This window comes from Rhizobium sp. Leaf453, assembly GCF_001425605.1.
GTDB lineage: Bacteria > Pseudomonadota > Alphaproteobacteria > Rhizobiales > Rhizobiaceae > Pararhizobium.
This window is the reverse complement of record NZ_LMRG01000031.1, coordinates 94,903-107,520: the sequence shown is the minus strand read 5'-3', so window position 1 is coordinate 107,520 and position 12,618 is coordinate 94,903. Positions and strand designations below refer to the sequence as shown.

11 protein-coding genes are annotated in these 12,618 nt (G+C 60.5%); all 11 read left to right on the top strand.

Annotated features, from left to right (window positions below):
• Window positions 1-68 precede the first annotated feature (68 nt).
• The 11 genes from ASG68_RS29575 to ASG68_RS29525 all read left to right on the top strand — a co-directional run bounded on the left by ASG68_RS29575 (window position 69) and on the right by ASG68_RS29525 (window position 12,617).
• A complete protein-coding gene (locus ASG68_RS29575) occupies window positions 69-947 on the top strand; it encodes a carbohydrate ABC transporter permease (protein WP_062584748.1) in 879 nt (292 codons plus the stop codon).
• Complete coding sequence (locus ASG68_RS29570) at window positions 947-1,828, top strand: carbohydrate ABC transporter permease (protein ID WP_062584746.1); 882 nt, start codon at window positions 947-949, stop codon at window positions 1,826-1,828. The genes ASG68_RS29575 and ASG68_RS29570 overlap by 1 nt, the downstream gene beginning before the upstream one ends.
• Before the next feature lie 4 nt (window positions 1,829-1,832).
• Window positions 1,833-2,945 carry an ABC transporter ATP-binding protein gene (locus tag ASG68_RS29565; RefSeq protein WP_062584744.1) on the top strand — a complete coding sequence of 371 codons (1,113 nt, stop codon included), beginning with the start codon at window positions 1,833-1,835 and terminating at the stop codon, window positions 2,943-2,945.
• A 9-nt stretch (window positions 2,946-2,954) separates the two neighbouring features.
• A complete protein-coding gene (locus ASG68_RS29560) occupies window positions 2,955-4,454 on the top strand; it encodes a GMC oxidoreductase (protein WP_062584743.1) in 1,500 nt (499 codons plus the stop codon).
• The gene (locus ASG68_RS29555) at window positions 4,451-5,224 is read left to right on the top strand and encodes a 3-ketoacyl-ACP reductase (protein ID WP_062584741.1); all 774 of its coding nucleotides are present in this window, start codon (window positions 4,451-4,453) and stop codon (window positions 5,222-5,224) included. The genes ASG68_RS29560 and ASG68_RS29555 overlap by 4 nt, the downstream gene beginning before the upstream one ends.
• Window positions 5,225-5,394: 170 nt before the next feature.
• Window positions 5,395-7,050, top strand: coding sequence for a GMC family oxidoreductase (locus ASG68_RS29550; protein WP_062584739.1), 1,656 nt, complete (start codon window positions 5,395-5,397; stop codon window positions 7,048-7,050).
• 9 nt (window positions 7,051-7,059) lie between these two features.
• The gene (locus ASG68_RS31985) at window positions 7,060-7,374 is read left to right on the top strand and encodes a Dabb family protein (RefSeq protein WP_062584737.1); all 315 of its coding nucleotides are present in this window, start codon (window positions 7,060-7,062) and stop codon (window positions 7,372-7,374) included.
• 6 nt (window positions 7,375-7,380) lie between these two features.
• The gene (locus tag ASG68_RS29540; protein WP_062584735.1) at window positions 7,381-8,649 is read left to right on the top strand and encodes a glycerate kinase; all 1,269 of its coding nucleotides are present in this window, start codon (window positions 7,381-7,383) and stop codon (window positions 8,647-8,649) included.
• A 117-nt stretch (window positions 8,650-8,766) separates the two neighbouring features.
• Window positions 8,767-9,693 carry an ArsR/SmtB family transcription factor gene (locus ASG68_RS29535; RefSeq protein ID WP_062610330.1) on the top strand — a complete coding sequence of 309 codons (927 nt, stop codon included), beginning with the start codon at window positions 8,767-8,769 and terminating at the stop codon, window positions 9,691-9,693.
• 114 nt (window positions 9,694-9,807) lie between these two features.
• A complete protein-coding gene (locus ASG68_RS29530) occupies window positions 9,808-11,319 on the top strand; it encodes an alpha-N-arabinofuranosidase (RefSeq protein ID WP_062584730.1) in 1,512 nt (503 codons plus the stop codon).
• 206 nt (window positions 11,320-11,525) lie between these two features.
• The gene (locus tag ASG68_RS29525) at window positions 11,526-12,617 is read left to right on the top strand and encodes an ABC transporter ATP-binding protein (RefSeq protein WP_062584728.1); all 1,092 of its coding nucleotides are present in this window, start codon (window positions 11,526-11,528) and stop codon (window positions 12,615-12,617) included.
• The last annotated feature ends 1 nt before the right edge of the window (window position 12,618 follow it).

Genomic DNA, 12,618 nt, shown 5'->3' with positions numbered 1-12,618 from the left:
CCGGAGTGCTTAGGCACTCCGGACATCATTCCTTACAGACATTTGTCTTTGAAACGGTGGTATTCGCCATGGATAGCCGCAGCCGGCTGCAGGATATTGTGCCAAAACTGGTGCTCGCTCCCAGCTTCCTCATTGTCCTCGTCTTCGTCTATGGCTTTATCGCCTATACCGGCTATCTGTCGGTCACGGACAGCAAGATGCTGCCCTCCTACAATTTCGTGGGCCTCAGCAATTATTCCAAACTCTGGGCTCTGCCGCATTGGTGGCGGGCGATCTCTAACCTGGCGATCTTCGCGACCCTTTACATTGCCATCTGCTCGGTGATGGGGCTGGCGCTTGCGATCCTGCTCGACCAGAAGATCCGCATGGAGGGTCTGCTGCGGCCGATCTACCTCTATCCGATGGCGCTGTCCTTCATCGTCACCGGCACGGCCTGGAAGTGGTTCCTCGATCCCGGCATCGGGCTTGAAAACACCATGCATCTCTGGGGCTGGGAAAGCTTCACCTTCAACTGGATCAAGGACCGCAACTACGCGATCTATTGCGTCGTTATTGCCGCTGTCTGGCAATCCACCGGCTTCGTCATGGCCATGTTTCTCGCCGGTCTGCGCGGTGTCGACAACGAGATCATCAAGGCCGCCCAGATCGATGGCGCTTCGACCACGACGATCTACCGGCGGATCATCATTCCGCTGATGCGGCCCGTATTCCTATCGGCCTTCGTCGTGCTCGCCCACCTCGCCATCAAGGCCTACGACCTTGTCATCGCTCTCACCGGCGGTGGTCCAGGGCAGGCGACCGAACTGCCGGCGACGTTCATGTATTCCTACACGTTCACCCGCAATTCGATGGGTATCGGCGCCTCGTCGGCCATCATCATGCTGGTGATGATCTTCTCGATCATCATCCCCTACCTCTATTCCGAAATCAAAGGGGAGAAGCGCTGATGAGCATTCAGAGCCCCGACAATGCCATCTCCAGCGGCCGCCTGACGCGCGCGCTGATCTATTCCGTGCTCATCCTGTTTGCGGCCTATTCGCTGCTGCCGCTCTACGTGATGCTGGTCAATTCCTTCAAGCCGCTGGACGAAATCCGCCAGGGCGGCATGCTGAACCTGCCGATGACCTGGACGCTCGATCCGTGGCGGTCCGCCTGGTCGACGGCGCAGATCGGCGTGCAGCCGACAGGCTTGCGCCCCTTCTTCATCAATTCGATCCTGATGGTGGTCCCGGCTGTGGCGATCTCCACCATCGTCGGCGCTCTCAATGGGTATGTGCTGACCAAGTGGCGGTTCCCGGGCTCCGGCGTATTCTTCGGTATGTTGCTTCTGTCCTGCTTCATTCCGTTCCAGATCGTGCTGATCCCGATGGCCCGCATGCTCGGTCTTTTCGGTCTGGCCGGCACGACCGCCGGTCTCGTCTTCGTGCACATCGTCTACGGCCTCGGCTTCACGACGCTCTATTTCCGCAACTACTATGAAGCCTTTCCGACGGAACTGGTGCGGGCGGCGCAGATCGATGGCGCCAGCTTCTTCCAGATTTTCCGGCGCATCCTGCTGCCGTCGTCGGGCCCGATCATCGTGGTATCCGTCATCTGGCAGTTCACCAACATCTGGAACGACTTCCTGTTCGGCGCTTCGTTCTCTGGCGCCAATTCGACGCCGATGACGGTGGCGCTCAACAATCTCGTTTCTTCCTCGACTGGGGTGAAGGAATACAACGTCCATTTCGCAGGCGCGATCCTCGCCGCCCTGCCAACACTTGTCGTCTACATCGTTTCGGGCCGCTACTTCGTCCGTGGTCTGATGTCCGGCGCCGTGAAGGGTTAAAGCCATGTCCTTTCTGAAAATCACCAACCTTCGCAAGTCCTACGGCGCGCTGGAAATCCTGAAAGATATCAACCTCGAAATCGACGAGGGCGGCTTCCTCGTGCTGGTCGGCCCGTCCGGTTGCGGCAAGTCCACGCTTTTGAACACGATTGCCGGTCTTGAGCCGATCACCTCGGGCGAGATCGCCATCAACGGCAAGTCGGTCGCTGGTCTGCACCCGTCCAAGCGCGATATCGCCATGGTCTTCCAGTCCTATGCGCTTTATCCGAACATGACGGTTGCCGGCAACATCGCCTTCGGCATGGAAATCCGCGGCGTGCCAAAGGACGAGCGCGACAAGGCGATCAAGCAGGTTGCCGACATGCTGCAGATCGGTCATCTGCTGGAGCGCAAGCCGAGCCAATTGTCCGGCGGCCAGCGCCAACGCGTCGCCATGGGCCGCGCGTTGGTGCGCAATCCGCAGGTCTTCCTGTTCGATGAGCCGCTCTCCAACCTTGATGCGAAGCTGCGTGTCGACATGCGCACAGAGATCAAACGCCTGCACCAGCGCATGAAGACGACGATTGTCTACGTCACGCATGACCAGATCGAGGCGATGACACTGGCGACCAAGATTGCCGTGCTGAAGGACGGTGTCCTGCAGCAGTTCGGCAGCCCGGCGGAAATCTACAACAATCCGGCCAACCTGTTCGTCGCTGACTTCATGGGCTCGCCGGCGATGAACCTGTTGACTGCAACGGTCGAGGGGAGCGGTAACGATCTCAGCGTTTCGCTGGTCCGTCCCGATGCCGAACCGTTGCGTGTCCCGGCTGCGCAGATCGGTGGTCTCGCCGCTTATGCCGGCAAGCAGGTGGTCTTCGGCATTCGCCCGGAAGCGCTGACCGACCCGGATGGCGCCGATCGCAATGCCCGCTCGCTCTTCGAAGGCGATTGCCTGATCGAAGTTGTGGAGCCGGCCGGTTCGGACACCTTCGCCGTTACCAAGCTTGGCGGCAAGGAAGTCGTCGCCCGCCTGCGCGCCGATGCCCGCATCGCGCCCGGCCAGAACACCCGGCTTGCTTTCAACCTGGACAAGGCGGTCTATTTCGATCCGCAAAGCCAGCAGCGTATCGGCTGAGTTTACGTCATGGCACAGCAGCCCGATATCGTCATCATTGGCTCCGGCATCGGCGGGGCGACCATCGCCGCCGGGCTTGCCGGCTCGGGCGCTCGCATCGTAATGCTCGAGCGCGGCGAACGTCTTCCGGACACGCCGGAAACCCGCAGTTACAAGTCCATTTTTGTCGATGGTCATTTCCGCCCGAAGGAGATGTGGCGCGAACCGGATGGCACGGCGTTCAATCCGGGCAATTTCTACTTCATCGGTGGCAATTCCAAGCTCTTCGGTGCCGTGTTGCTGCGTTATCGCGCCGAGGATTTTGCCGAGATGCAGCATCTCGGTGGTGTCTCGCCTGCCTGGCCCTTTCCTTACGAGGAACTGGATCCATGGTACGGTAAGGCGGAGCAATTGTTCCAAGTGCGCGGGGAGTTGGGGCAAGATCCGACCGAGCCGGCCCATTCGACACCCTATTCCTTTGGCCCTGTACCGGACGAGCCGGACATCGCCCGCGCTCGCGCGGAACTGAAAGCACAGGGGCTGCATCCGGCGACCTTGCCGCTCGGTGTCGATATCGAGGCATGGCTGGCGGGCGGGCGCACGCCGTGGGATGGCTTTCCCAACACCGGCAAGGGCAAGATGGATGCCGAGAGCGCGCCGCTCGCTGCAGCGCTGAAGGATCCCAACATTGAGCTGATAACCTCCGCTCATGTCGAGACGCTGGAGGCAGGCCTGGGCGGCCGGATCGAGGCCATCCATTACAACCACAGAGGCGAGCGGAAAAAATTGTCGCCGAAGCTGGTGATCCTTTCGGCTGGCGCGATCAATTCGGCGGCGATCCTGCTACGCTCCGGCGACGGCAAAGGGCTTGCCAACCGCTCCGATCAGGTCGGCCGCAACTTCATGAACCACAATTCCAGCGCCATGCTGGCGATCAACCCGTTCCGGCGCAATGACAGTGTCTACCAGAAGACGCTGATGCTGAACGACTATTACCTGACCGGCGGCCGGGATAACCTGCCGCTCGGCAATGTCCAGCTGCTCGGCAAGATCAACGGAGATATCCTGCAGGCCAATGCGCCATGGTACGCACCGCGCTTCGCCCTGGATTTCATGGCTGGCCACGCCATCGACTGGTACATGATGACGGAGGATCTGCCGAATCCCGAAAGCCGCATTATGGTCGATGGCAAGGGCATCGTGATGCAGTGGCAGCGCTCCAATCTGGAGTCACTCTCCGGCCTGGAGAGGAAGATGCGCGCGCATTTCAAGGCGGCCGGTTATCCGATCGTCCTGTCCCGTCCGTTCGACAAGCGCACGCCGTCGCACCAGTGCGGCACGGTGCGCATGGGCAACGATCCGGCCTCGGCTCCGCTCGATCCGCTCTGCCGGGCTTATGATCATTCCAACCTCTATGTTGTCGACGGCAGTTGCCTGCCGACTTCGGCGGCGGTCAATCCGGCCTTGACGATTGCCGCCCAGGCGCTGCGCGTCGCCGATCACATCATCTCAAAGGAACTGGCGGCATGACGGAGAACAAACGTCCCGTTGCCATCGTCACCGGCGGCCGCCGCGGCATCGGGCTCGGCATAGCCAAGGCCCTGGCGAAAACTGGCTTCGATATCGTCATCACCGGTATCGGCGAGCCGGACCAGATCGGCGGCGTGCTCGATGAGCTGGCGGTGCTGGGGGCAAGGGCGATCTTCCTCAAGGCGGACCTCTCTGATCTCTCAGGCCACCAGGCGACGGTGGATGCCATTCTTTCGCAATTTGGCTCGATCGACTGCCTCGTCAACAATGCCGGCATGGCATCGGTGGTGCGCGGTGATTTCCTCGATCTTGAACCTGATAATTTCGACACGATCCTCGCCACCAACCTGCGCGGCACGGTCTTCTTCACGCAGGCCGTGGTGAAAGCCATGCTGGCGAACGACGCGAATGGCCATTGCTCGGTGATCAACATCACCTCGGTCTCGGCCGCCATGACTTCGCCCGAGCGGCTGGATTACTGCATCAGCAAGGCCGGACTTGCCGCCTTTTCGCAAGGGCTGGCGCTGCGGCTGGCCGAGACCGGGATTTCCGTTTTCGAACTGCGCCCCGGCATCATCCGCTCGGACATGACGGCCGGCGTTTCGGCGAAATACGACGCGCTGATCGATGGCGGGCTGGTGCCGATGAAGCGCTGGGGCGAGGCCGACGATATCGGCAGCATGGTCGCGGCCTTGGCCAGCGGCAGCTTCGGCTTTGCGACCGGCACCGTGATCAACGCGGACGGCGGGCTTTCGATCGGAAGGCTTTAGGAAAGTGGCTCGTTTGGATTGCCCCTCACCCTAGCCCTCTCCCCGTAAACGGGGAGAGGGGACTACGGAGTTTGCGGCACGGTCCTTCTCCCCGTTCACGGGGAGAAGGTGCCCGACAGGGCGGATGAGGGGCAAACTACCCCCGATATTTGGATTTTGAGGACGACGACATGAGCTATGACTATATCATCACCGGCGCCGGGCCTGCCGGCTGCGTGCTGGCCAATCGGCTGACGGAAGATGCAGAGGTCAAGGTGCTGCTTCTGGAAGCGGGCGGCAGCGACTGGAACCCGCTATTCCACATGCCGGCCGGTTTTGCCAAGATGACCAAGGGCGTCGCCAGCTGGGGCTGGGAAACGGTGCCGCAAAAGCACATGAAAAACCGGGTGTTGCGCTATACGCAGGCCAAGGTGATCGGCGGCGGCTCTTCGATCAACGCGCAGCTCTACACACGCGGCAATGCAGCCGATTATGATCTCTGGGCCAGCGAGGACGGTTGCACCGGCTGGGACTATCGCAATGTCCTGCCGTACTTCAAGCGCTCGGAAGACAACCAGCGTTTTGCCGATGATTATCACTCCTATGGCGGTCCGCTCGGCGTTTCCATGCCCGTTTCCGGCCTGCCGATCTGCGATGCCTATATTCGCGCCGGACAGGAACTCGGCATTCCCTACAACCACGATTTCAATGGCAAGCAGCAGGCGGGTGTCGGCTTCTACCAGCTGACCCAGCGCAATCGCCGCCGCTCGTCGGCGTCGCTCGCCTATCTCAACCCCATCAAGAACCGCAAGAACCTGACCATCCGGCTCGGCGCGCGCGTTACCCGGATCGTGCTGGAGGGAACGCGCGCCGTCGGCGTTGAGGTTGCGACATCCGGCGGTTTGGAAATCATCCGCGCCGATCGCGAAGTTCTCGTTTCCTCCGGCGCCATCGGTTCGCCGAAACTGCTGCAGCAGTCCGGCATCGGCCCGGCCGATCACCTGCGCTCGGTCGGTGTCGAGGTGAAGCACGACCTGCCGGGCGTCGGCTCGAACCTTCAGGACCATCTCGATCTCTTCGTCATTTCCGAATGCACCGGCGACCATACCTATGACGGTGTCGCGAAGCTTCACCGGACGCTCTGGGCCGGCTTGCAGTATGTGCTGTTCCGTTCCGGGCCGGTCGCCTCTTCGCTCTTCGAGACCGGCGGCTTCTGGTATGCCGACCCGAATGCGCGCTCGCCGGATATCCAGTTTCATCTCGGCCTCGGCTCCGGCATCGAGGCGGGTGTCGAGAAGCTGAAGAATGCCGGCGTGACGCTCAACTCAGCCTATCTGCATCCGCGCTCCAGGGGGACGGTGCGCCTGTCATCCTCCGATCCGGCCGCCGCTCCACTGATCGATCCGAATTACTGGAGCGATCCGCATGACCGCAAGATGTCGCTGGAGGGGCTGAAGATCGCTCGCGAAATCTTTCAGCAGGATGCGCTGAAGCCGTACATCATGGCCGAGCGCCTGCCGGGTCCGAAGGTGATGACCGACGATGAACTGTTCGATTACGGTTGTGCCAATGCCAAGACAGACCATCATCCGGTTGGCACCTGCAAGATGGGTACGGGCGCTGATGCGGTCGTCGGCCTCGATCTCAGGGTGCATGGACTGCAGGGCCTGCGCGTCTGCGATTCATCCGTCATGCCGCGTGTTCCCTCTTGCAACACCAATGGTCCGACGATCATGATGGGCGAGAAAGGCTCCGACATCATCCGCGAAAAGCAGCCCCTGCCGGCCGCGATCTTTTCCCATGAACGCAACGACCAGCGGCCGCGTGCGCGCGCCGATATCCGATAGAAGGTTCCCATGATCCGCCATTGTGTCTTCATCCGCTTCAAGGCCGATGTTTCCGCCGCCGAGCGCGCGTCCATCCTCGCCGATATCGCTGCTCTACAGCCGCTCGTGCCCGGCTATCTGTCCGTTGAAATCGGACCGAATGTCAGCCCGGAGGGGCTCGGCAAGGGCTATACCGATGGCTTCATCATCGACTTCAAGGATGCGGCGGCGCGCGATGCCTATCTCGTCCATCCCGCCCATGAAAAGGCCGGCGGCCGGATCGTCGCGGCGACAGAAGGCGGCGTCGATGGCGTCTTCGTCTATGATTTCGAGATTGCGGGCTGATAACGCATGAGCCTTGAGCCCCGCGCTTTCCTCGCCAGCCTGTTTGCGGCGGCCGTCGAGGCTGCCGATCCCCTGGCGGCAATCCGCGCCCATCTGCCGGAAAAGCCGAAGGGACGGACGCTCGTCATCGGCGCCGGCAAGGCGGCAAGCCAGATGGCGGCGGCCTTCGAAAGCCTCTGGGACGGGCCTCTGGAAGGCGCCGTCGTTGCGCGGCACGGTCCGACCGCAGAGTGCAAGCGTATCCGAGTGCTGCAATCGGCGCATCCGGTGCCGGACGAGGCCGGGCTTGCCGGATCGGCGGAACTGTTACGACTGGTCGAGGGGCTGACCCCGGACGATCTGGTCGTGGCGCTGGTCTCCGGTGGCGGCTCGTCACTGCTGCCTGTGCCGCCGGAAGGCCTGACGCTGGCCGACGAGATTGCTGTCAACAGGGCGCTTCTCGCTTCCGGCGCGCCGATCTCAGCGATGAATGTCGTGCGCAAGCATGTTTCGCGTATCAAGGGTGGACGGCTGGCCTTTGCCGCGCATCCCGCCCGCGTCGTCAGCCTGATCGTTTCGGATGTTCCCGGCGATAATCCTGCGCTTGTCGCCTCCGGCCCGACCATTCCGGACCTTTCGAGGCCGCAGGATGCATTGGCGATTGTTGCCCGCTATGGCATTGCTTTGCCGGATACGGTGATGCGCCATCTGGCGTCTGAACGGGCCGCCGCTCCACCTCCCGATCACGCCGTTTTCAACAACCAGACCCATCACGTCATCGCCTCGGCAGCCGTGTCGCTCGATGCAGCGGCGGCAAAAGCGCGGGCGCTGGGCGTCGAGGCTGTGATCCTTTCCGACGCGATCGAAGGGGAGGCGCGAGATATCGGCCGCATGCATGCGGCGATCGCTCGGGAAACGGCGCTGCGCAACCGACCGTTCCGCAAGCCAATTGTTATCCTCTCCGGCGGCGAAACCACCGTGACGATCTCGGGAGAGGGCTATGGCAAGGGTGGCCGTAACAGCGAGTTTCTCCTGTCCCTCGCGCTGGATATCGATGGTGTCGAAGGCATTCATGCGCTGGCTGCCGATACCGACGGGATCGACGGCTCCGAGGACAATGCCGGCGCCTTTGCCGATGGATCCACGGTTACCCGCATGCGCGCCGCCGGGGCCGATCCGCGTGATCACCTGGCCCGGCACGATGCCTGGAGTGCATTCAACGCCAGCGGTGACCTGTTTGTGCCCGGTCCGACCGGCACCAATGTAAACGACCTGCGCGCGCTGCTGATCGTTTAGACCCTCCTCAAACCTGCGTTTTGAAAGCGGCCGCTGACAAAGCGCCGTTGACCATATCATTTTTTTTGATATTAATTGGCTTTGCTGGTGGAGCAGCGCGCAGACCGGGAATATTGGATGAGCCGTAATTTTCTAGTGATCGACCCGGAAGAGGGCATGGCAGTCCTCAAGGGGCTTGCCTCGACATCCCGGGTTGCGATGCTCAAGCTCCTGCATGTCAAAGGCCCGCAAAACGTCAACGAAATATCTGAAATCCTTGGGCTTCCGCAGTCTACAGTCTCCACCAACGTCGCCATTCTGGAGGAGGCGAGGCTGATACGCACGGAATCGCAGAAGGCGCGCAAGGGTAACCAGAAGATCTGCTATTCCAATTTCGACGAGGTCCTGGTCGTCTTCAAGGACGATATCAAAACGCTGAAATCCAGCGGCATCGAGGTGGCCATGCCGCTCGGGCTCTATACGAGTTGTGAGGTCACCGGTCCCTGCGGCCTCTGTTCGGTCGATGGAATCATCGGTCTGCTCGATGTGCCGGATACCTTCCTTGATCCTGACCGCATGAAGGCCGGGCTGATCTGGTTCACCCGCGGCTATGTCGAATACCAGTTTCCGAACAATGCGCGGCTCACCAACACGCAGATTGAAGAGATTGAATTTGCAATGGAATTGAGTTCGGAAGTGCCCGGCACCAGCGCCGATTGGCCCTCCGATATCACGCTTTCTGTCAATGGCGTCGATACCGCGACATGGACATCGCCTGGCGATTACGGCGACAAGCGCGGAGTCTTCACGCCGGATTGGTGGAAGCTCAAAGGCTCTCAATACGGCAAGCTGAAGAACTGGCGGATCACGGCCGACGGCACCTATATCGACGGGCTGAAGATCTCCGATGTGGCGCTCAGCGACCTCAAGCTGTCGGAGCATCATTCGATCCGGTTGCGCATCGCCGTGCGCGAGGATGCCAAACATCCCGGTGGAATCAATATCTTCGGTCGTGGCTTCGGAAATTACGACCAGGATATCATCATGCGCTTGAAAACGAAATAATGGATACAAACCCGATTTTCTGAATTATCATACTTGACGTTCACGCAGCGTTCCTCTTAATTATCGCCAAAAGTGATTGATATCACAAAAGACGATTGTTTGGGAGGATATGCCGTGAAGGCTACAGTTGTCGCGCACCGTGACTATGTGATTTCGCAGATCGATGACCGCCTCTATGGCTCGTTCATCGAGCATCTGGGGCGGGCTGTTTATACCGGCATATATGAACCGGATCATGACACGGCCGATGAAAACGGAATGCGCAAGGACGTCATCGATCTTGTCAAGGAATTGAAGGTTCCCGTCGTTCGCTATCCCGGCGGCAATTTCGTCTCGGCCTACAATTGGGAAGACGGCATTGGTCCGAAGGAAGATCGCCCGACGCGGCTCGATCTTGCCTGGCACACATCCGACAGCAACCAGGTCGGCATTCACGAATTTTCCGACTGGTGCGACAGCGTCGGCACGGAAATGATGCTGGCCGTCAATCTCGGCTCGCGCGGTCTCGATGAAGCCCGCAACTTCCTCGAATATGTTAATCATCCCGGCGGCAGCAAATGGAGCGACATGCGCATCGCCAACGGCCGCAAGGAGCCGTTCAACACCAAGCTTTGGTGCCTCGGCAACGAGATGGACGGCCCCTGGCAGATCGGCCACAAGACGGCCGATGAATACGGCCGCTTGGCACACGAGACGGCCAAGGCCATGCGCGCCTTCGACAGCTCGCTCGAACTGATCGTCTGCGGCTCGTCCAATGCCCATATGCCGACCTATCCGGAATGGGAAGCGACCGTTCTCGAACATACCTACAACGAGGTCGATTACATCTCGCTGCACATGTATTTCGAAAACCGGGCCGGCGACACGGCGAACTATCTCGCGCAGAACGTCGAGCTCGACAACTACATCGCCACGGTTTCCGGCGTCATCGATTACGTCAAGGCCAAGAAGCGCTCGAAGAAGCAGGTCTATATCTCCTTCGACGAATGGAACGTCTGGTACCATTCCAAGGAGCAGGACAAGGCGCTGCTCGCCGGCAACCACGGCTGGCCGCATGCCCCGGCGCTCTTGGAAGACATCTACAATTTCGAGGATGTGCTGCAGGTCGGCCTGATCCTCAACACATTCATCCGTCGCTCCGACGTTGTGCGCATCGCCTGCATCGCGCAGTTGGTCAACGTCATCGCGCCGATCATGACCGCGCCGAATGGTGCCGCCTGGCGCCAGACGATCTTCTACCCCTATTATTTTGCCTCGGTCTTCGGTCGTGGCACTGCGCTTAATCTGGCTGTCAATTCGCCGACCTATGATGCGCCGGTGGCCGACAAGGTGCCCTTCATCGACGTGTCCGGCGTTCATGACGCCGAGGGCAAGACGGTCACCTTCTTCGCGGTCAACCGCCACCTGACTGACAGTATCGAGACGGAATTCAGCCTGGCTGGGTTCGAAGATGCCGAAATCCTTGATCACCAGGTGATGACCCATGCGGATCTGCGCGCCGTCAACACGGCTGAAAATCCCGACAATGTCGCGCCGCGCAAGGGCTCGGGCGCCTCGATCAAAGGCGATGTGGTTTCCGTGACCCTGCCACCGTTGTCCTATCAGGTCATTCGCGCGAAGGTCTGACGATTTATATATCATAATAATTGATATATATCATAAATATTGACTTGGTTCTCGTTTCGGAGATACTTGGCGCTGCGGAGATGGCGCCGAGACCGGGGAGGGATCAGGTCGAGGACTGCAAATCTGCGGAATGGCCGGGTTGGTTTGAGTGGGCGCCAGCGCCTGAGCACCGATCGGACCGTTCCATCACGGCAAGGGAGGTTGACGTGACGGCGCATATCGAGATCAAGGACGTAGTCAAGCGTTTCGGCGCGGCGACGGTCATCGACCATCTCTCACTGTCCATCGATCCCAATGAATTCATGGTGTTTCTCGGCCCGTCGGGCTGCGGGAAATCGACACTGCTGCGCATGATCGCGGGTCTGGAAAGTGTCGACGAGGGCACGATTTCCATCAATGGTCAGCGCATCGACAACCTGCCGCCTGGACAGCGCGACATCGCCATGGTGTTCCAGTCCTATGCGCTTTATCCGCACATGACCGTTGCCGACAATATGGCCTTCGGGCTGCGCAATATCGGCATTTCCGCTGATGTGATTTCGGCCCGTGTCACTGAAGCCGGGCGGATGCTGGAAATCGGCCATCTCATGGAGCGAAAGCCGGGTCAGCTTTCGGGCGGCCAGCGCCAGCGTGTCGCCATCGGCCGCGCCATTGTCAAGGAACCAAAAGCGTTTCTGTTCGACGAGCCCCTGTCGAACCTCGATGCGGCCTTGCGCGTCCGCACGCGCGTCGAACTCGCCCAGCTTCGCCATCGTGTGAAATCGACGATGATCTTCGTCACCCATGACCAGATCGAGGCGATGACACTCGCCGATCGCATCGTCGTCATGAACAACCGCAAGATCGAGCAGATCGGTACGCCGATGGAAATCTACTCGCGGCCGGCGACACGCTTCGTCGCGACCTTCGTCGGCTCGCCGGCGATGAACTTCGTCGATGCGACGCTGGATACTTCGGGTACCAATGTCACCGCCCGGTTTGCCGGTGGCGTCTCGGTCGAAACCGATATCGGCTCCAACCAGTTGGGTGACGGCAAGTATACGTTCGGCATCCGCTCGGAAGATGTCCGCGTTGCGCCGGTAGGGCAGGGCAATGCCGAAGGCGTGGTGGATGTGATCGAGCGGCTGGGCGAGCGCACGCTGGTCTATGCTCGCCTTGGCGATGGCCAGCAGGTTGTCGGCTCCGATGCCGGCAACAGTCCCGTTGCGGTCGGCGACCGCATCGGTCTCGCCTTCGATGGCCGCAAGTCGCACCTCTTCAACGAGGCCGGGCATGCCTGGCACGCGAGAGGGGTCTGAG